This window comes from Lysinibacillus louembei (assembly GCF_033880585.1).
Lineage (GTDB): Bacteria > Bacillota > Bacilli > Bacillales_A > Planococcaceae > Metasolibacillus > Metasolibacillus louembei.
Window position 1 is genome coordinate 473,694 of record NZ_CP137624.1, and the last position, 20,360, is coordinate 494,053.

At 41.5% G+C, this 20,360-nt stretch carries 16 protein-coding genes and 1 riboswitch; all 16 genes read right to left on the reverse strand.

Translation table 11 applies throughout. The annotated features are described in order from the left end of the window. Nucleotides 1–75 precede the first annotated feature (75 nt). Nucleotides 76–234, reverse strand: coding sequence for a hypothetical protein (locus tag R6U77_RS02300; protein WP_293921457.1), 159 nt, complete (start codon nt 232–234; stop codon nt 76–78). 149 nt (nt 235–383) lie between these two features. Then, the gene (gene icmF / locus R6U77_RS02305; protein ID WP_319837264.1) at nt 384–3,623 is read right to left on the reverse strand and encodes a fused isobutyryl-CoA mutase/GTPase IcmF; all 3,240 of its coding nucleotides are present in this window, start codon (nt 3,621–3,623) and stop codon (nt 384–386) included. 87 nt (nt 3,624–3,710) lie between these two features. Further along, the gene (locus R6U77_RS02310; protein ID WP_319837265.1) at nt 3,711–4,346 is read right to left on the reverse strand and encodes a TetR/AcrR family transcriptional regulator; all 636 of its coding nucleotides are present in this window, start codon (nt 4,344–4,346) and stop codon (nt 3,711–3,713) included. A gap of 3 nt (nt 4,347–4,349) precedes the next feature. Then, nucleotides 4,350–5,486 (reverse strand): acyl-CoA dehydrogenase, encoded by a 1,137-nt coding sequence (locus tag R6U77_RS02315; protein ID WP_293921452.1) that lies wholly within the window; start codon nt 5,484–5,486, stop codon nt 4,350–4,352. 13 nt (nt 5,487–5,499) lie between these two features. Further along, complete coding sequence (locus R6U77_RS02320; RefSeq protein WP_293921450.1) at nt 5,500–6,636, reverse strand: acyl-CoA dehydrogenase; 1,137 nt, start codon at nt 6,634–6,636, stop codon at nt 5,500–5,502. 12 nt (nt 6,637–6,648) lie between these two features. After that, on the reverse strand, nt 6,649–7,497 hold the full coding sequence (locus R6U77_RS02325) for a 3-hydroxybutyryl-CoA dehydrogenase (protein ID WP_293921448.1): 849 nt from the start codon (nt 7,495–7,497) through the stop codon (nt 6,649–6,651). Beyond that, the gene (locus R6U77_RS02330; protein WP_319837266.1) at nt 7,494–8,690 is read right to left on the reverse strand and encodes an acetyl-CoA C-acetyltransferase; all 1,197 of its coding nucleotides are present in this window, start codon (nt 8,688–8,690) and stop codon (nt 7,494–7,496) included. The genes R6U77_RS02325 and R6U77_RS02330 overlap by 4 nt, the downstream gene beginning before the upstream one ends. Nucleotides 8,691–8,921: 231 nt before the next feature. Next, complete coding sequence (locus R6U77_RS02335) at nt 8,922–11,180, reverse strand: (Fe-S)-binding protein (protein ID WP_319837267.1); 2,259 nt, start codon at nt 11,178–11,180, stop codon at nt 8,922–8,924. Between the two features lie 363 nt (nt 11,181–11,543). Further along, a complete protein-coding gene (locus R6U77_RS02340; protein WP_319837268.1) occupies nt 11,544–12,104 on the reverse strand; it encodes a cob(I)yrinic acid a,c-diamide adenosyltransferase in 561 nt (186 codons plus the stop codon). A 5-nt stretch (nt 12,105–12,109) separates the two neighbouring features. Further along, nucleotides 12,110–13,564 (reverse strand): adenosylcobinamide amidohydrolase, encoded by a 1,455-nt coding sequence (locus tag R6U77_RS02345; RefSeq protein WP_319837269.1) that lies wholly within the window; start codon nt 13,562–13,564, stop codon nt 12,110–12,112. Further along, nucleotides 13,564–14,544: a FecCD family ABC transporter permease gene (locus R6U77_RS02350; RefSeq protein WP_406601092.1), complete on the reverse strand. Its 981-nt coding sequence runs from the start codon at nt 14,542–14,544 to the stop codon at nt 13,564–13,566. Before R6U77_RS02350 ends, R6U77_RS02345 begins: the two co-directional genes overlap by 1 nt. Before the next feature lie 61 nt (nt 14,545–14,605). Continuing rightward, the gene (locus tag R6U77_RS02355; protein WP_319837270.1) at nt 14,606–15,547 is read right to left on the reverse strand and encodes an ABC transporter substrate-binding protein; all 942 of its coding nucleotides are present in this window, start codon (nt 15,545–15,547) and stop codon (nt 14,606–14,608) included. Nucleotides 15,548–15,729: 182 nt separating this feature from the next. After that, nucleotides 15,730–15,912, reverse strand: a riboswitch (cobalamin riboswitch). Nucleotides 15,913–16,022: 110 nt separating this feature from the next. Then, a complete protein-coding gene (locus R6U77_RS02360; RefSeq protein WP_319837271.1) occupies nt 16,023–17,177 on the reverse strand; it encodes an acyl-CoA dehydrogenase family protein in 1,155 nt (384 codons plus the stop codon). A 194-nt stretch (nt 17,178–17,371) separates the two neighbouring features. Further along, nucleotides 17,372–19,039, reverse strand: a complete 1,668-nt coding sequence (gene argS, locus R6U77_RS02365) for an arginine--tRNA ligase (protein ID WP_319837272.1) — start codon at nt 19,037–19,039, stop codon at nt 17,372–17,374. Then, complete coding sequence (locus tag R6U77_RS02370; RefSeq protein ID WP_293921432.1) at nt 19,039–19,473, reverse strand: YwiB family protein; 435 nt, start codon at nt 19,471–19,473, stop codon at nt 19,039–19,041. The genes argS and R6U77_RS02370 overlap by 1 nt, the downstream gene beginning before the upstream one ends. A gap of 125 nt (nt 19,474–19,598) precedes the next feature. After that, nucleotides 19,599–20,150, reverse strand: coding sequence for a cupin domain-containing protein (locus tag R6U77_RS02375; protein WP_319837273.1), 552 nt, complete (start codon nt 20,148–20,150; stop codon nt 19,599–19,601). Nucleotides 20,151–20,360 lie beyond the last annotated feature (210 nt).

Here is a 20,360-nt window from a genome sequence, read left to right on the forward strand (position 1 = left end):
CACGTCCTTTCTTTTTACGTGTAAAGTTAAATCATGATAACCATTATATACAAACATAGCCCTACTATGCTAGCATCATTTCCTGTTTTTTATTTTTGCAACCTCTTTTGCACCGATATAAAAGAGAAATGCTGATAGTAGAAGTAAAGGAATCGAAGCCATTTGTCTATTATACAGCATAAAAGTGGCGAATAAGCCTGTTAAAATAACCATCAATGTTAGAAAGCTTTTCATTTTGCCACCTCACCTTGTTGTATAATACGCACTATTAAGTATACTGCAATTTTTGCATTGGTATATATTATTTCGCTTCTATTTTGCAAAAATTTTTCACGAAAGAAACTGCTTGAAAAGTCTATATCTTTCCAAGCAGCCTATCTATCTTACATATTACGACGGTATTGCCCGCCTACTTCATATAATGCCTTGGTAATTTGCCCTAAGCTTGCTACCTTCACTGTTTCCATTAATTCTGCAAAAATATTGCCGCCTGTTACAGCTGCTTGCTTTAAGCGTTGAATTGCTGCCTCAGCTTGCGTTGCATGACGTGTTTGGAATGCTTGTAAGTTGGCAATTTGTAAATCCTTTTCTTCCTTCGTTGCACGTGCAATTTCCATACTGTCAATTTGCTCTGCTGATGGCGGATTTGGATTTAAATATGTGTTCACACCGATAATCGGTAGCTCACCTGAATGCTTCAAATGCTCATAATACATCGATTCCTCTTGGATTTTACCGCGCTGATATTGCGTTTCCATTGCACCTAGCACACCGCCACGGTCATTCATACGATCAAACTCCTCTAGAACAGCCTGCTCCACTAAGTCCGTTAATTCCTCAATAATAAAGGCACCTTGCAGCGGATTTTCATTTTTTGACAAGCCATGCTCCTTCGTAATAATCATTTGAATCGCCATCGCACGGCGCACAGATTCCTCTGTTGGCGTTGTAATTGCTTCATCATAGGCATTTGTATGCAATGAGTTACAATTATCCTGCAATGCCATTAAAGCCTGTAATGTTGTACGAATATCATTAAAATCAATTTCCTGTGCATGCAAGCTACGCCCAGATGTTTGAATATGATATTTCAGCTTTTGCGAGCGATCATTCGCACCGTATTTATCACGCATAACGATTGCCCAAATACGGCGTGCTACACGTCCGATTACCGTATATTCAGGGTCTAAGCCATTCGAGAAGAAGAAGCTTAAATTCGGCGCAAAATCATCGATATGCATACCACGGCTTAAATAATATTCCACATAGGTAAAGCCGTTTGCTAATGTAAAGGCAAGCTGCGAAATCGGGTTAGCTCCAGCCTCCGCAATATGATAGCCTGAAATGGATACAGAATAGTAGTTACGCACTTTATGGTCAATGAAATATTGTTGAATATCGCCCATCATGCGCAGCGCAAATTCCGTTGAGAAAATACAAGTATTTTGCCCTTGGTCTTCTTTTAAAATATCTGCCTGCACTGTGCCACGTACGACTTGCAGCGTTTTTGCACGCACTTCGGTAAATTCCTCTACGCTTAATGTGCGCCCTAGCTCCTCTTCACGAGCTTTTACTTGCTGGTCAATTGCTGTGTTCATAAACATTGCTAAAATGATTGGTGCTGGCCCGTTAATTGTCATCGATACAGAGGTAGAAGGTGCACATAAATCAAAGCCAGCATACAGCTTTTTCATATCGTCTAACGTACAAATGCTGACACCCGACTCCCCAACTTTTCCATAAATATCCGGACGAGTATGTGGGTCTTCTCCGTATAATGTCACTGAGTCAAACGCTGTAGATAAACGCTTTGCATCATCGTCCTTCGATAGGTAGTGGAAGCGTTTATTCGTGCGCTCTGGCGTTCCTTCACCCGCAAATTGGCGCTTCGGGTCCTCGCCTTCCCGTTTGAATGGGAATACCCCTGCTGTATATGGGAATTCCCCGGGTACATTTTCTGCATAAACCCAGCGTAAAATTTCACCGTAATCCACAAAGCGTGGCAATGCCACCTTCGGAATTTTTGTACCTGCTAACGATGTCGTACGCAAAATTGTGCGAATTTCCTTATCGCGCACTTTCGTCACAAGCTCCTCGCCCGCATACGCTTCTTTTAAGGCTGCCCAGTTAGCTAAAATGCGCTTTGATTCAGCTGATAACTCATTTTTAACGCTTTCTATTAGCGTATCAATCGAAGCAAGCAAAGCCTCTTCTGTTGCAGGCAATTGCTGCTTCGTGCCTTCAAGCTGATATAATTTGCGCGCGAAGTCGACTTGCTGCTGCGCCTTTTTATGATAGCCACGCACCGTATCTGTAATTTCACGTAAGTAATAGCGGCGGTCATTCGGAATAATAACATCCTGCTTTTGCGTTTTAATGGATTGCTCATACGATGTTGCCCAGTCTAGCTCAAACTTCTCGTTAATTGTTTTAACAAGAGCTGCAAATAAAGAGTTTGTCCCTTTATCATTGAATTGGCTCGCAATCGTGCCATAAACAGGCATATCATCTAAATTGGCTGTCCACAATTCGCGTGAGCGCTGGTATTGCTTTTGCACTTGACGTAATGCATCCTCAGAGCCTTTACGCTCGAATTTATTAATCGCAATAATATCCGCATAATCAATCATATCAATTTTTTCTAGCTGCGTTGGTGCGCCGAATTCACTTGTCATTACATACATCGAGAAATCCGTATGCTTCGTAATTTCCGCATCCCCTTGACCGATACCGCTCGTCTCAACAACGATTAAGTCATAACCAGCCACCTTTACTACATCAAGCACATCACCAATCGACGCAGATAGCTCTGTATGCGAACCACGTGTTGCTAAGCTGCGCATGTAGACGCGATTATTGAAAATGGCATTCATACGAATACGGTCACCTAATAATGCACCACCTGTTTTTTGCTTCGTTGGGTCAACTGAAATAATCGCGACTTTTTTGTCAGGAAACTCCTGTAAGAAACGGCGAATTAGCTCATCTGTTAAGGAAGATTTCCCGGCACCACCTGTTCCTGTAATACCAAGCACAGGTGTATTCTTCGATTTTGCCCGCGCTTCTTCTAACAAAGGTTGAACATCATCCCCACCAATTTCCGCTGCTGTAATTAAATTCGCCAAGATTTCAGGTGTATTTGTAGACAGCTGCTCTAGCTTTGCTAAAAAGTCGCCTTGTACTGTTGAAAAATCCGTTCCCTCAATTTGACGATTAATCATCCCCTGTAAACCGAGCTGTCGCCCATCTTCTGGTGAGAAAATACCTGCGATACCGTATTCATGTAGCTCTTTAATTTCACGTGGCAAAATAACACCACCACCACCGCCATAAATTTTAATATGGGGTGCACCTTTTTCACGTAAAAGATCATACATATATTTAAAATACTCCATATGACCGCCTTGATAGCTGGAAATGGCGATGCCTTGTGCATCCTCTTGAATTGCGGCATTGACAACCTCTTCAACGGAGCGATTATGCCCTAAATGAATAACCTCTACTCCGCTTGCTTGTAAAATGCGGCGCATAATATTAATTGATGCATCATGACCATCAAATAAGCTGGATGCTGTTACAAATCGGACATGGTGCTTTGGACGGTACACTTCTACTTTTTCCATTGCTCTTTCCCCCTTCAATTGCTCGTAAACATTACGCAAAGGGGCGTCTGAAAGGATATGCTCCTTCCAGACAGCCCCAATATCCCTTTACTCTTTACGTAAAATACCATTCAACAACGTATTCGTTTGGTATGCAATAAATTCATCTATCGTGCAATGCTTATGTAGCGCCCATCTTCGAAACGCCCAGCTTTGCCCTTGAATAACAATATGATTTGCTGCCAAAAATAGCTCTTGCTCAGACAGCTTCAAAATGCCTAGCTCTGTGCAATTTTTCAATAACTTTTCAAAGAGCGCAACCATTTCCAACTCTTTATTCAATACATAATGCAATGCTTCAGTCGATAGCGATTTTGATTCTTGATACATAATGGTAAATGCATCTGACATGCTATCAATGACGAAAAAGTATTGTTTAATTGCTTCCTTTAGCTCATCGACAGTGCCTGAATGCTGTGGAAAGCTGTCGAGACGTTGCCTTACTTCGTGATAGATGCTATCACATAGCAGGTACAGCACATCCTCCTTCGTGCGCACATATTCGTATAATGTGCCGATACTAAAGCCTGCCACCTTCGCTATTTCACGCGTTGTCGCTCGATGAAAGCCTTTTTCTTTAAACAGCACGATAGCTGCATTAATAATTTGCTGGCGGCGAAACTCAATAAGCTGTGCATCTTTTACAGTCGTTTCAACTTGCAGTTTTTCTTTGCTTTCTGTCATAGATTACTTCGTTAAATTACGCGAAATTACGAGGCGCTGAATTTCCTGTGTACCTTCGTAAATTTGTGTAATTTTTGCGTCGCGCATAAAGCGTTCTACAGGATAGTCTTTCGTGTAGCCATAGCCACCAAAAATTTGCACTGCTTCCGTTGTCACATTCATCGCTGTGTCGCCTGCCATTAATTTTGCCATTGCTGACGCTTGCCCATATGGCAAATCATTCGATTCTAACCATGCTGCTTGGTATGTTAATAAGCGCGATGCCTCTACCGCTGTTGCCATATCTGCTATTTTAAATGACACGCCTTGATTTGCCGCAATCGGCTTACCGAATTGCACGCGCTCCTTCGCATATTCCACCGCTGCATCTAATGCACCTTGTGCGATACCAACCGCTTGTGCTGCAATTCCATTACGTCCACCATCTAACGTTTTCATCGCAATCACAAAGCCTTGCCCAAGCTCGCCTAAAATATTTTCTTTTGGTACGCGGCAATTTTCGAAAATAATTTCTGTCGTTGGTGATGAACGAATACCTAGTTTTTTCTCTTTCTTCCCTACAGAGAAGCCCGGCATATCTGCTTCTACGATAAATGCTGTTGTACCATGCTTTGCTTCAGGATCTGTTACAGCAAAGACCACATAAATGTCAGCTACGCCACCATTTGTGATAAAAATTTTAGAACCATTTAACACATAGTCATCGCCATCTAATTTTGCATATGTTTTCATGCCACCCGCATCAGAGCCTGAGCCCGGCTCTGTTAAGCCATATGCACCGATTTTCTTGCCCTCTGCCATTGGACGAAGGTATTTTTGCTTTTGCTCCTCTGAGCCGAATTTATAAATTGGCCAGCCTGCTAATGATGTATGTGCTGATAATGTTACCCCTGTTGATGCACATACGCGTGACAGCTCCTCTACTGCGATACAGTACGCAAGATAGTCAAAGCCTGCACCACCATATTCTTCAGGCCATGGAATACCTGTTAAGCCTAGCTCCGCCATTTTATCGAAAATCTCACGGCTAAACTCTTCATTTTCATCGCGCTCCGCCGCTGTTGGTGCTACCTCATTGATCGCAAAATCGCGAATCATTTCACGTAATTGCTCATGCTCTTCTGATAGTTGAAAGTTCATTTCGTTAATCCCCTTACTTTAGTAAATTTTTTCCGATAACGATACGTTGGATTTCACTTGTACCTTCATAAATTTCCGTTACCTTTGCATCACGGAAATAACGTTCTACTGGATAGTCCTCTGTGTAGCCATAGCCACCAAATACTTGCACCGCATCAATTGCAACTTGCACTGCCGTTTTAGAGGCAAATAGCTTTGCCATTGAAGCCTCCTTACCACATGGTAAGCCTTTTGAGCGTAAATCTGCCGCACGATAAACGAGTAGCTTCGCCGCCTCTACTGCTGTTGCCATATCTGCAAGCTTGAAGCCAATACCTTGCTGTGCCGCAATCGGTTTACCGAATTGTACGCGTTCCTTCGCATAAGCCGCTGCTGCTTCTAATGCCGCCTCTGCAATGCCTAATGCTTGTGCTGCGATACCAATACGTCCAACATCCAAGTTAGCCATCGCAATTTTAAAGCCTTCCCCTTCGTTGCCTAGCAGATTCTCTGCTGGCACCAGCATATTATCAAATGTTAGCTGTACTGTGCGTGAGCCATGCAAGCCCATTTTATGCTCATCTTTCCCGATAATTAACCCCGGCGTATCCTTTTCTACGATAAATGCTGAAATGCCTCGTGAGCCTAATTCTGGATTTGTGCTTGCAAAAACGATGTAAACATCCGCTTCTCCACCGTTTGTAATAAACACTTTCGAGCCATTAATTTTATAATGGTCGCCCTCTTTTACAGCACGTGATTTTAACGAGCCCGCATCGCTACCTGAATTTGGCTCTGTTAAACAAAATGCCCCTAAATATTCGCCAGTCGCTAGCCTTGAAACATATTTCTCTTTTTGTGCTTCATTGCCGAAATAAAGAATTGGATTCGTACCGACAGATGTATGAACAGACAAGATGACACCAACAACTGCGCTCACTTTAGACAATTCATTAATCGCTAAAATATACGATGTAAAGTCCATCTCTGAGCCACCATATTGCTCAGGTGTTGTAATGCCCATTAAGCCAAGCTCGCCCATTTTCTTTAAAATTTCGCGCGGAAACTCGCCCGCTTCCATGCGGTCAATAAATGGTGCAATCTCGCTCTCAGCAAAATCCTTGACCATATTGCGCATCATTTGCTGTTCTTCTGTAAAACGTAATTCCATCGTGTCTTCCTCCTAGTTGTATACGTAAAAGCCTCGCCCTGATTTTTTACCTAACCAGCCTGCTGCCACGTATTTGCGTAACAGTGGGCAAGGGCGATATTTACTGTCACCAAAGCCTTCATGTAAAATTTCCATAATGTATAAGCATGTGTCTAAGCCGATAAAGTCTGCTAATGTTAATGGCCCCATCGGATGATTCATCCCCATTTTCATGACATCATCAATCGCTTCTTTTGAGGCTACACCTTCATATAGCGCATAAATCGCCTCATTAATCATTGGCATTAAAATACGATTCGAAATAAAGCCTGGGAAATCATTTACTTCAACAGGTGTTTTTGATAGCTTCAACGTCATTTCTTCTACCGCTTTATACACCTCATCCGCTGTCGCAAGCCCACGAATAATTTCAACAAGCTTCATCACAGGCACTGGATTCATAAAGTGCATGCCGATTACTTGCTCTGGTCGTGTTGTTACCGCCGCAATTTCCGTAATCGGTAAGCTCGATGTATTTGTTGCCAAAATAGCATGCTTTGGTGCAATCGTGTCGAGTTGTTTGAAAATCGATTGCTTCACTTCCATATTCTCCACAGCTGCTTCAATGACAATGTCTACATCCTTTGCGTCCTGCAAATCAAGCGACATCGTAATACGCTCTAAAATCGCTTGTTTTTCTTCCTCTGTTTTCCGTCCCTTTTCTACATCACGTGTTAAGTTTTTTGTAATAACCCCTATGCCGCGCTGAAAAAATTCCTCTTTCATATCGTTCAGTACAACTGTATAGCCTGCTTGTGCACAAACTTGCGCAATGCCTGAGCCCATTTGTCCTGCACCGATGACCATTACCTTTTGAATCATCCTTTTGCCCCCACTTCGATCATAATTGCATCCCCTTGGCCGCCACCTGAACAAATTGCAGCAATGCCAATACCGCCACCGCGACGACGTAATTCATATGCTAACGTTAAAATAATGCGTGCACCGCTTGCTCCAATTGGATGACCTAACGCAACCGCTCCACCATTAACGTTTACTTTGCTATCATCAAGTCCTGCAATTTTACTGCTCGCTAATGCAACTGCTGCGAATGCCTCATTGATTTCAAATAAATCAATATCCGCTAATGTTTTCCCTGTTTTTTCAAGCAATTTTTGAATAACAAGACCTGGTGTTTGTGGGAAGTTTTGTGGCTCCACACCAACTTCCGCATGCCCGATAATCGTTGCAAGCGGCTTGCGATTTTCTTGCTTCGCTCGCTCTTCACTCATACAAACAAGTGCACATGCCCCATCATTCACGCCTGGCGCATTCCCTGCTGTAATTGTGCCATCCTTGCTAAATGCTGACTTTAACGTTGATAGCGCTTCCAAAGTTGTGCTAGCTCGTGGCGCTTCGTCTTTGTTAATCACAATCGGCTCACCTTTACGCTGTGGAATTTCAACTGCGATAATTTCCTCTGCTAGCTTACCTTCTTCCATTGCCTTCAATGCTAGCTGATGGCTACGTAACGCCCATTCATCCTGCTTTTCACGTGTCAAATCAAAGCTTTCAGCCGTTTGATTACCATATGTCCCCATATGTACACGCTGTGGATCAAAGGCACAAGACAAGCCGTCGTAAATCATGCCATCAACAAGCTGTGCATCGCCCATTCGTAAACCAAAGCGTCCCTTTGGTAAATAGTACGGTGCATTGGACATCGACTCCATACCACCTGCCACAATCACCTCTTCGTCCCCTAATCGAATTAGCTGATCAGCCAAGGTTACACTGCGCATGCCTGATGCACATACTTTATTAATTGTTTCTGTTTTAACATTCCATGGAATACCAGCCTTCGTTGCAGCTTGGCGTGAAGGAATTTGCCCTTGCCCTGCTTGTAGCACCGTTCCCATAATGACTTCCCCAACATTTGCTGGCTCGATATTTGCTCTTTCCAATGCCGCTTTAATCGCCGCGCCACCTAAATCGCTCGCCTGCAAGCTTGCTAAGCCTCCCCCAAACTTACCAAATGCCGTACGTGCACCATCTAAAATTACTGTTCTATTCAAAATAAACACCCCTTGTTTAGTTTTGACTGAACGCTCGCTCAGTTGTATTGTAAAAAAATATTGATTTGTACTATTAGTTCAAAGTTTACTAGAAAGCATGTTGATTTTCAATTATTGTTTTCTAAATTTTTGAGCGAGGCTCCTAGAATAAAGGTTACAATCCGCCCGTTAAAATAAGAAAACGCAAGAAATCTATTTTCAAAATGTTGATTTCTTGCGCTTCATTAATTTTTATTCTTTCTTTTCTGTTTGTTCAGTAACTGTGTCTTCTGTTGCAACCACTTGTTCAATGACTGTTTCCTCTGTTGCTACTTCTTGAGAAGTGATGTCCTCTGTTACAGCTTCAGTTTGTTCTGTTGCTTCTTCCTCAGGCACTTCAACTACTTTGTCGCCGAAGACAGCACGCTCTAAAATCTCTGCAATGTCAAATGTGCCAACTGTGTCTTCAACTTCCTTCGCCTTTGTACCGTCTGATAGCATTGTTAAGCAGTAAGGACAGCCTGATGAAATAACGGATGCCTCTGTAGCCAATGCTTGCTCTGTACGTGCAACATTGATGCGGTTCCCAACATGCTCTTCCATCCACATTAGACCGCCACCAGCACCACAGCACATACCTGTTTCGCGGTTACGTTCCATTTCAACAAGCTTGACACCTGCGATGCCTTTTAAAATTTCACGTGGTGGGTCGTAAACATCATTGTAACGACCTAAGTAACAAGAATCATGGAAGACGATTGTTTCCTCAACACGGTGATTCATAATTAGGCGACCTTGCTGAACTAAATCATATAGCAGCTCAGTATGGTGCAATACTTCACCATTCCAGCCAAAATCCTTATATTCATTTTTGAAAATATTGTATGCGTGTGGGTCGATTGTGACAATTTTCTTCACATCGTTTTTCTCAAACTCATCAATATTGGCTGTTGCAAGCTCTTGGAATAAAAATTCATTTCCTAGACGACGTGGTGTGTCACCAGAATTCTTCTCTTTATTTCCTAAAATCGCAAACTTCACACCTGCCTCATTCATTAAGCGTGCAAATGCTAGTGCAATTTTTTGTGAACGATTGTCGAATGAGCCCATTGAGCCTACCCAGAATAAATATTCCATTTCCTCACCTGATTTTTTCAATTCCTTTACAGTTGGAATTGCAACCGATGAATCAAGCTCACGCCAATTTTCTTTTTCTTTACGGTTTAAGCCCCATGGATTACCTTGACGTTCGATATTTGTCATCGCGCGCTGTGCATCTGGATTCACTTTTCCTTCTGTCATCGTTAAATAACGGCGTAAATCAATAATTTTATCAACATGCTCGTTCATTACCGGACATTGATCCTCACAGTTACGACAAGTTGTACAAGCCCAAATTTCTTCCTCTGTAATAACATCACCGATTAATGATGGGCTATAAATATCTTCAATTACAGCTCCCTCTGCACCAGCAGCCATCGCTAATTGATTCCCCTGTGTATTTTTAAACATTTGGTATGGCACCCAAGGCTTTTGCTTCGTAACAACCGCACCTGTAAATGTTAAATGATCACGCAATTTGACGATTAAGTCCATCGGCGACAGCATTTTCCCTGTACCTGTGGCTGGACACATATTCGTACAACGCCCACATTCTACACATGCATAAAGGTCGATTAATTGCTTCTGTGTAAAGTCTTGAATTTTCCCTACCCCAAGCGTTGGCATTTCATCTTCATCCTCTGCTTCCTCAAGTGCTGAGAAGTCGATTGGACGAAGTGTCCCCATGCGCTCTTGTCGGTTTAAGAAAACATTGAAAATACTTGTAATCAAGTGGAAATGCTTTGATTGTGGTACATATACTAAGAACGTTAATAAAATTAATAAATGCACCCACCATGCTACATAAAAAATAGCTGCTGCAATTTTTGGTGACAAGAAGCCAAAAACAAAGGCGATGCTTGATGCTACTGGCTCTGCACCTGTTAAGCCATGCTCATGCCAAATTAAGCCCATTCCATTGGCAATGAGTGTCGAGATCATTAAGCCACCAATGAAAATTAATACAAGACCGTTTTTTAAGCCACGCTTTAAACGGACAAGCTTTTCAACATAGCGGCGATAGAATGCGATAACAACCGCCACTAAAATCGTTAATGCAACGATTTCTTGGAAAAATGTAAAGAACGGATAAAGCGGACCAAACGGCAAATGTGAGCCTGGCTTTAATCCTTTCCAAATTAAATCGATTGCACCAAGCTGAACGAGTAAAAAACCGTAGAAAAACATAACGTGCACAATACCCATTTTTTTATCTTTTAACAGCTTGGATTGTCCAAACACTTTTTCAACAATGTCGCTAATTCGATCAGATAGCTTTTGGTTAAACTCTTCTTTCTTCCCTAGTCTGATGAATTCATAGCGCGTTTTTAATAAATACACAAATAGCCCTGCCCCATACAGCACTACTGCGATAAACGCGACCCAATTCACAATTAACAATGTGCTCATTGTTTCTCCCCCTCATGAATACCTATATTCGTAAACCCCTTTGTAAGCTTTCTCCCATTATAAAATGTAATTGTTTATATGTCACATTGTAAATTATGAATGAACATTCAGTCAACACAATTTCGAATTATTTCTTTTAGAGTTGATTTGAGAAGGAGAGCCTAATAGATTTGCGGAGCTCTGATATATTTGTGGATTTCTCATTTTATTTGCGAGTTTTCCGATATATTTGCGAGTTGCTCATTTTATTTGCGGCTTCTCTGATATATTTGCGCTTTCCCGATTTTATTTGCGACTTCCTTGCATATAAAAAAGAGCCATTTGAAAAGATAAAATATCCTTTCAAATGGCTTGTTCTGCACTTTATTTAAATACATCCGCACTACGCACATATTCGATATCTGCAACATTTACTCTTGCATTCGCTACACGTGCTGCTGCAAATAAATAGTCTGATAGACGATTTAAATATTTTTGTACAACTGGTGAAACATCATCGTCCGCCTTCATTAAGGTAACCGTTTGACGCTCTGCTCGGCGAGCTACTGTACGTGCAATATGCAATGTCGCTGCCGCTGGTGTGCCACCAGGTAAAATAAAACGCTTCAATGGTGGCGCTTCGTCTGCTAATGCATCAATGCGTGCCTCCATCGCTTCGATTGGTGCTTCTGTTAACTTATAAACGCGCTCTTTCATAACATTCGCTAAATCGCCACCGCCATCAAACAGCTCATGTTGAATGCTTTCTAAATCCGCTAAAATATCTTGGAATAGCCCTTTATCTAGCTCTGTCCTCGCTTTGCCGATTACTGAATTTAGCTCATCCATTGTGCCGTATGCTTCTACGCGCAAATCGTCCTTATCAACGCGACGTCCGATAATGCTCGTTTTCCCTGTATCACCTTTTTTTGTGTAAAGCTTCATTTCCCTCATCCTCTCTTTTTATATTCGGCAATTGCCTTTGCAGTTGCTTCAAAAACGCCTCGACCAATCCATTTGCCTACTGTAGTAATTGGACCAGCATAAGGCATTTCTTCCCCTATTTGTGTTGCCGCAATCAATAAACTATCCGTACTTGTACCTGTTGCAATCGTACCCGTCCTTGCATCGCGTACATTTTCCTCTGCAAGCGCCTTTGTTTTAGCCTCTGTTGCTGTAATCATCGCTTGATAAAAGGCTTCATCTGACAGCTTGCCATTAATAATAACCCATGTATTAATCGTGCCAATATGTGGTGATTGCTCTTCCTCATATGTGCGCGTGACATCAACAGCATGGTGAACACCAGCAGTTACTGCTACAATAACGAGCCCATCAGCGTATGATTCAATAATAGCATTTTGTGCTGCAATCGCTGTCATCATGATCACGGTATTTGTTGGTACAAAGCCACTTGCCGCTAAAAATGCTTGTGTTTCCTCTTTGACATTTTCAATTGGATAAGTAGGCTCCACCGTTCGATTAAGGAATGTTGTATACCAGCCCATTCCTGCATTATAAACAGCTGATGAAACTACCTTTAACGGTGCATCTGCTTGAAATTGTACGTAGTTATCTGTAAGCGTAAAATGCTTTTTTGTAACAGGTGCAAATAAATTCTCACGGGTCATCCTTGGTAGCTGTGTTACTTGTGGCTTTGGTAACTCTGGATGAGCATATGTCGCTACCTTTGCTCCATAGACATCCGCGATTTGCGCTTCGAGCAGCACTTCATGCGGTTTACCGAAAGCCTTCACTTGCCCCTTTTCCATTAACAAAAGCTCATCGCAATATAAGGAGGCTAAGTTCATATCATGAAAAACAGAGACCACTGTTAATTCACATTCTAATGCTTCCTTACGAATCATATCTAGTATTTGCTGTTGATGTGCAATATCTAGATGATTTGTCGGCTCATCTAATAGTAATAGTCCTGCACATTGTGCCAAAGCCTGTGCGATAAATGTACGTTGCTGCTCGCCACCCGATAGATATTCTAAATAAGCATGCTCATAGTGTTGGACACCTGTTTGCTGCATCGCCGTTTGTACAGCGTGTTCATCCTGCTCTGACCAGCTAGAAAAAAAGCTAGATTGATGTGGATAACGTCCAAGTGACACCGCATCACGTACAGAGTTTGAAAAAGCATTCGCATGTAGCTGTGGCAGCACTGCCATCTTTTTGGCTAGCTCCTTCGTGGAATATGTACCAACTTCCTTGTCATCAATTAACACGCGACCACCTGTTGCAGGAAGAACACCACTAATAACTTTTAGTAATGTAGATTTCCCACTACCATTCGGCCCAAGAATGCCAACAATTTTCCCTTTTGGCACTGTAAATGACACATCCTGAATAACCGGTGTAGTGCCGTAGCCGCCAGAAATATGCTCCACTTTTAGCATTATGCTCCCCCTTTTCTACGTTGTTTGTAAAAAATATAAGCAAAAATGGGTGCACCGATAAATGCTGTGATGACACCTATTGGCAGCTCTGTTGGTGCAATAATTGTACGTGCAACTAAATCGCAAATAATGAGCAGGCTAGCGCCATTAATAAATGATAAAATTAACAGCACTCGATGGTCTGCCCCAACAATCAATCTCACCATATGTGGTACGACAAGCCCGACGAAGCCGATTGTGCCTGAAACAGCAACAGCTGCACCTGCTAGGATAGAGCCACCTGCTAAAATTACATATTTACTGCGTTTCACATCGACACCTAAATGCTTGGCACGCTCTTCACCATAAATCATCGCATTTAGCTCACGACGATTCAGCCAAATCAATAGCACACCAATAAGGACAAATGGCAAAACCATTTGTACATATGGCCAACCACGCATCGATACACTGCCTAGCAACCAGCCCATAATCATACGCAGCTGCTCTCCTGTTAAGGCAATCATTAATGAAATACAGGAGCCTAAAAAGGAGCTGAAAATAACGCCTGTTAAAATAAGCGTTTCCATTTTCATCGTTTTATCCACAAAGCGTGCAAAGGTCATGACAATAATCATTGTAATTGCTGCACCAATCATGCTAAAGATTGGCAATGTAAAAATCCCAAGCATCGGTAGCGAAATTGAAAAATAAATGGTAGCGACCGCACCAACTGATGCACCGGACGAAATACCGAGCGTATACGGATCTGCCAACGGATTTTTCAATAAACCTTGGAACGCCGCACCAGCAATAGCTAGAGATGCGCCAACAAGCGCCGCAAGCACGACACGCGGCATGCGGATATTCCATAAAATGCTGTACGCTGTAGGATCAGCCTCTTTATTCCATAAAGTAGATAGCGGTATGTTCACTGAACCTACCGCTATCCCTAACCATATACTAATCAGCAGTAATGCAATCGATATACTATATGCTATTACGCTTTTTTTATTTTGGCTCAGTGGAAACGCCCCCTTTGTTAATGAGCGCTACAAATTTTTATTTAAACAAATCTGGATAAATAGCTTTTGCAATTGACTCAACGCCATCTGCAATACGTGGGCCTTGACGATTTGTTGTAGCATCATCGATTGCATAAACTGCACCATTTTTCACAGCGTCCATTTCAGCAAATGCTGGATTATTTAAAATTGTATTCACATCATCAGCATATGTTACAAGAATTGTGCTAGGGTTGCTTGCAACAAAATCCTCTGCACTGTACATTGGCCAGCCATCTGCTTCAACAGCATTTTTCACATTGATTGTCTGTAGCATTTCATTCATAAATGTATTTTGACCAACTGCATAAATATCAGGTGTTGCTCCAACGACAACAAAAGCTGATTTTTCTTCTTGTCCTTCTACTTTTGCTTGAAGCTCAGCTAATTTCGTTTGTATAGCCTCTTCAATCTTTTGCGCCTCTTCTACTTTGCCTGTTAGCTTGCCGATTTCCTGTATTGTTGTATAAGTCTCTTCAAATGTTGAAGCATTTTTCACAACGAACACTGTCACTCCAGCTGCCTCTAATTGCTCTACCGCTGCTTGCTCTGTATTCATGCCATGTGCAAAAACGATATCAGGCTGTAATGAAATAACTTTTTCAATATCTAATTCATAGCCGCCAACCTTTTCTTTGTCTGCTACTTCTGGTGGATAATCATCGTTATCTGTCACAGCAACTACTTCATTTCCTAAACCTAAAGCAAATAAAATCTCCGTATTTGATGGAATTAACGAGACGATTTTCTCAGGGGTCTTCTCTAATGTAATTTCTCTCCCTAAAGAATCGGCTACCGTTACAGGAAATGCCGCTACTTCCTCTTGGCTCTCTACCTTTGTCTCATCCTGTGTTTGTGGCTCCTTATCATCTTGTCCACATGCCGCAAGCAAGCCTGTTGCCAACAGCATTGCCATAAAAATTGACCAAAACTTCTTCATTTGAACTTCCTCCTAAAATATACTCTGAAGTATCATTGTCTCCAGTTCAAAACTTGTACTATTTACCAAAGGTTTATTTCAATTCAACATATAAAAAATGCAAATAAAAAATCCCTCGACATAGACGAGAGATAATAAATGGACGCTCAAAAAAGCGTTGCCATCCTATCCTCGTAGGCTGTCATTGGCGTTATACGAAGGCAGGTCTCCTGGCTTATGCATCAAACGTTTCTAGCGCCTTCCCAAAAAATCAGTGGCATATTGCTAGAAACTAGCATTTACAGTGGCGGGACCGCGTCAGATTTTCACTAACTTCCCTTTTACTCCTTGCTCGCTGCAAGGAACCTTACGTACTACATTATGAACTTATTGACAATGAAAAAATCTCAATGTCTCCATTACAATTATAACGGAAATATTGAGATTGTGTATAGGTTAAATATGATAGTTATACTCAAGGTAAATTCTTTCTTCTCTATATTTGATCAATCGCTGCTTCTGCTAATTTTTTTATTGTCATATCGTCCATCGGTGGATTGTGCAAGCCTGCCCTTACATCGCGATAATAACGCTGAAGTGGATTATTGCGCTGTAAGCTTTTTGCACCAACTAATCTCATTGCCTTGTCAACAATTTGTAGTGCATTGTTTGTTACTACATGTTTAGCAATATTGAGCTCATGCTGTACAAGCTTTTTACGTGCTGGATCTGCATAAGCCTGTGCTGCACCATATAATGTAAACCTTGCTGTCGCAAGGGCTAAATCCATTTCTCCAATGAGTGCTTGCACATTGGGCAAATCGCTTATTGGTCCTTTTAAGCTATTTGGTTTATGTGTTGTAGCAAAGTGCACTGCGTAATCACGTGCAGCTTGTGCGATCCCTAAATATGTAGCAGGAACAAGCAAGCTCCATCCATTCACTCTAAAGCCTGTAGAATAGCTTGGAATTTCAACCAAATCAGTTGGATTAAGCTCAACATTTTGTAATACTAAATCATGGCTACCTGTACCACGCATCGCAATGACATCCCATGTTTCATCTATAGAAACACCTTTCGCATCATGTGGAATAAGGAAAAACCCAACTTTCTCCTCACCCTCTATCCAAGCAGATGTTAAAAAATAATCAAGCTCTGGTGCCCCAGTTGTATAATTTTTACGACCATTAATTAACCAGCCTGATGCTGTTTTTTTCGCCGTTGTTAGCGGCTTACCGCCGCGCGTTGGGCTACCCATTGCAAACTCACTCACTGCCCGATTAATAATTGCTCCCTTTGCCACTTCCTGTGCAAAGCTTTGTAGCTTCGCTGGCTCCCATCCTTCTTGCTCAAACAAATCGCCTACCGTTAATAAGGTCCACCCGATTGTTAGAGCTGTACTTGCATCATAGCTTGCCAGCGTTTCATGTAATAAAATGGCATCGTAAATATTGAAGCCTTCCCCACCTAACTGCTTTGGTAAAGTAATTTTCGTATAACCTATCTCCCTCAATGCATGAATATTTTCATGTGGAAAACTTGCTAGCTCATCAATTTGCTGTGACCGACTTTTAAATGACTCCTTAAGCGTAGCGATTTTCTGTAACCACTCTCGCTGTGCTGCTGTTTTAATGAAAAGCTGTTTATTCAAAATAGCGGCCCCCTCTGAATTTCCAATGATATTGAAATTGATTGTACGTTGTGTAGAAATGGAAGTCAATCTTTCATTCCTAGTTTTTTAATAGGCTTTATGCATTTTATTCAGCATCGCTAAAGTGTGATACGGCTTTGAAACATTAAAAAACTGAGGATGCCTATGTTAGACATCCTCAGCTTCTATTTTCGTTACATTCTTTCTGGTGCGCTTACGCCGATTAGCTTTAAAGCATTCGCTAATGTTGTGCGTACAGCTGTAATTAAAGCAAGGCGCGCCTCTGTTAATTGCTTGTCCTCTGCATTGATTACTTTTTCTGCATTGTAGAAGCTGTGGAATGCGGCTGCTAGCTCCTGAATATAGTTTGCAATACGGTGCGGTGTACGATGCTGTGCTGCATCTGCTACAACTTGTGGGAAGGCACCAATTTTTTTCAATACATCCACTTCTTTTTCAGCTGTTAATAGCTGTAGATTTTCCATGCTTGCGCGGAAGCCTTGCTCCTCTGCTTGACGGACGATTGAGCAAATACGTGCATGTGCATATTGTGCATAATACACTGGGTTTTCATTTGATTGCGATACCGCTAAATCAAGGTCAAAGTCCATATGTGAATCGCCTGCCGTTTTCACAAAGAAGTAACGCACTGCATCTAAGCCAACTTCTTCTACAAGCTCACGCATTGTTACTGCATTACCTGTACGCTTTGACATTTTAAATTTCTCGCCATTTTTATAAAGCTGTACCATTTGAATGATTTCTACTTCTAATGTATCACGCGCATAGCCAAGTGCCTCAATTGCTGCCTTCATACGAGGAATATAGCCGTGGTGGTCAGCGCCCCAAATATTGATAAGCTTATCAAAGCCTCGTACAATTTTATCCTCATGGTAGGCAATATCTGGTGTTAAATATGTGAATGAGCCATCGTTTTTGATTAATACGCGGTCTTTGTCATCACCAAATGTTGTCGAGCGGAACCAAGTTGCTCCTTCTTCTTCAAAAACGTGACCATTCGCTCGTAATTTATCTAATGCCACTTCGATTTTACCGTTTTCATATAGCGATGTTTCTGAATACCATACATCAAACTCAACGCGGAAGTTTTTCAAATCGTTTTGTAATTTTTCAAGCTCTAGCTGTAAGCCATGCTGACGGAAAAATTTGAAGCGTTCTTCATCGGATTTATCTAAAATGCTTGCACCATACTCTTCAGCCAATTTACCTGCAATGGCAATAATATCAGGACCATGGTAGCCATCCTCAGGCATTTCTGCCTCCATACCTAATGCTTGCTTGTAACGAGCCTCTAATGAATAAGCTAAGTTATTAATTTGATTGCCCGCATCGTTTATATAATATTCACGTGACACTGCATAGCCTGCGAAATCTAATACGTTACATAATGAATCACCAACAGATGCACCACGCGCATGTCCTAAATGCAGGTCACCTGTTGGATTGGCTGATACGAACTCCACTTGCACTTTTTCACCCGCACCAGTCGTTGAGCGACCATATGCGTCTCCCTGTTCAAGCACTGCTTTGACAACACCTGTTAAAAGGTCTTTGCGCACTGTAATATTAATGAAGCCTGGTCCCGCGATATCGATTTTCTCAATATTGGCCGCAGCTAAATCAATATTTTCAATAATTGCTTCTGCAATTGCGCGCGGTGGTTTTTTCGCAAGCTTCGTCAGCTGCATGGCAATATTTGTTGCAAAATCCCCATTAGCTTTATCCTTTGGTGTTTCTAAATGAATTTTTAATTCCGTGCCTTCTTCGATTAGCTGGGCTTTCGTCACCGCATGTGCTAATGCCTCTTTAATCGTTTGTTGTAATTGCTCAACCGCGTTCATTATTGTACCTCCGTATAATAAATTTCTAATTTATAATTGCCTGCCACTGCACCGCTGACGATTAAATCATAATGTGCAATAAACTGACCTTGAATACATTCCTCATTTGGTTCAAATGCTAAAGCATATGTTTTTGTAACGAGCGGCAGTGTACCATAGATGCTTTCATAATGCCCATTTTCTTTTTGCTCCATATTGAGCGGCAAACGCATATTGACATCGCCTCCACGCAAAATAAAAGCCTGTCCATTTGCTAGCTTCACCGTTGTTCGAATATGTGCTTCTTCCTGTACTTCTTCATAGCGTAAATAGTAGCTTCCTGCCTTTTCCACATAGGAGCCTTGCAGCCACATTTCATACGTTTCGAGCTCCCCATCTGTTGGGATAATGGATGACACAAGCTTAATTTTTACTTTTGTTCCTACATCCTGCATGGGCGGTACACTCCTTTTTTATAAATGACTATAACCTTATTATTATAGGATGTTTTTTAGTGTTTAGGCAAGGAAATAACAAAAAGGGTGTTGAGAAAGATTGTACTCTCCCAACACCCTAAAGTTTATATTTTTTGTCCTATGTATTTCTCTAAATTGCGATATTTATTCAATAACCTTCCTATACCTACTAGTGTGCTAAACAACCCTCTTTGTACACGCAATGATTTGCCAGCTATCAATGTATTTTGCAATTTTAAAATTAAAGCTAGATGGAAAAGGCTTTTCGGTACACCTTGCTCATTCGTTAGCCCATCATCCATTAATCCATAATGAATGCGGACAGACTCCTCGAATTGCGATGGCGGTGTTAATTTTACTTGAAAGCGTACATCTTCATGATGGCGATTATTAAATGTATGCGCTATGCCTTTGTCAGCAGTAATGGATTGTCCCTTTCCTAAAATATAATTTCGCTCTCCCACTGTAACAGTTAATATACCTTCCAAAACGATAAACTTTTCCACAAACTCATCATGACAATGTAGCGGAGGTCCCTCTCCCAATGGAGGCAATGTCACCTCAATTAGTAAATGCTCTCCATTTGTAGCCGCGGCTGTCTCAATAAACGTAATTTGCTCACCTGTATACTTATGCTGTACTGTTGCTGCTAGCATTACTTCACCCTCCTCAACATTAGTGGGCTCATTATAAAATACAGAGGTTAAAATTTAGTTAAAAAAACGAGAATAGCTAAAATTTTTTATATTTTCCCTAGCCTAATATAGTAGGTGAGGTGCACAAGATTATGCTTTAAATTGAAACCTTTACCAATCAACACCGTCGAAATTACAGAATGTACAATTTATTTTTAAAAGGAGAAGTAG

What these genes read in the sequence shown, in the direction of transcription:
- R6U77_RS02325 (WP_293921448.1), bottom strand. Translation starts at nt 7,497, where the DNA reads ATGATTCAAAAGGTAATGGTCATCGGTGCAGGACAAATGGGCTCAGGC.
- argS (WP_319837272.1), bottom strand. Translation starts at nt 19,039, where the DNA reads ATGAACGCGGTTGAGCAATTACAACAAACGATTAAAGAGGCATTAGCA.
- R6U77_RS02340 (WP_319837268.1), bottom strand. Translation starts at nt 12,104, where the DNA reads ATGAAGCTTTACACAAAAAAAGGTGATACAGGGAAAACGAGCATTATC.
- R6U77_RS02335 (WP_319837267.1), bottom strand. Translation starts at nt 11,180, where the DNA reads ATGAGCACATTGTTAATTGTGAATTGGGTCGCGTTTATCGCAGTAGTG.
- R6U77_RS02370 (WP_293921432.1), bottom strand. Translation starts at nt 19,473, where the DNA reads ATGCAGGATGTAGGAACAAAAGTAAAAATTAAGCTTGTGTCATCCATT.
- icmF (WP_319837264.1), bottom strand. Translation starts at nt 3,623, where the DNA reads ATGGAAAAAGTAGAAGTGTACCGTCCAAAGCACCATGTCCGATTTGTA.
- R6U77_RS02315 (WP_293921452.1), bottom strand. Translation starts at nt 5,486, where the DNA reads ATGAACTTTCAACTATCAGAAGAGCATGAGCAATTACGTGAAATGATT.
- R6U77_RS02310 (WP_319837265.1), bottom strand. Translation starts at nt 4,346, where the DNA reads ATGACAGAAAGCAAAGAAAAACTGCAAGTTGAAACGACTGTAAAAGAT.
- R6U77_RS02320 (WP_293921450.1), bottom strand. Translation starts at nt 6,636, where the DNA reads ATGGAATTACGTTTTACAGAAGAACAGCAAATGATGCGCAATATGGTC.
- R6U77_RS02345 (WP_319837269.1), bottom strand. Translation starts at nt 13,564, where the DNA reads ATGCTAAAAGTGGAGCATATTTCTGGCGGCTACGGCACTACACCGGTT.
- R6U77_RS02375 (WP_319837273.1), bottom strand. Translation starts at nt 20,150, where the DNA reads ATGCTAGCAGCAACAGTACAGCATAAGTATACAGGTGAGCAAATTACG.
- R6U77_RS02355 (WP_319837270.1), bottom strand. Translation starts at nt 15,547, where the DNA reads ATGAAGAAGTTTTGGTCAATTTTTATGGCAATGCTGTTGGCAACAGGC.
- R6U77_RS02300 (WP_293921457.1), bottom strand. Translation starts at nt 234, where the DNA reads ATGAAAAGCTTTCTAACATTGATGGTTATTTTAACAGGCTTATTCGCC.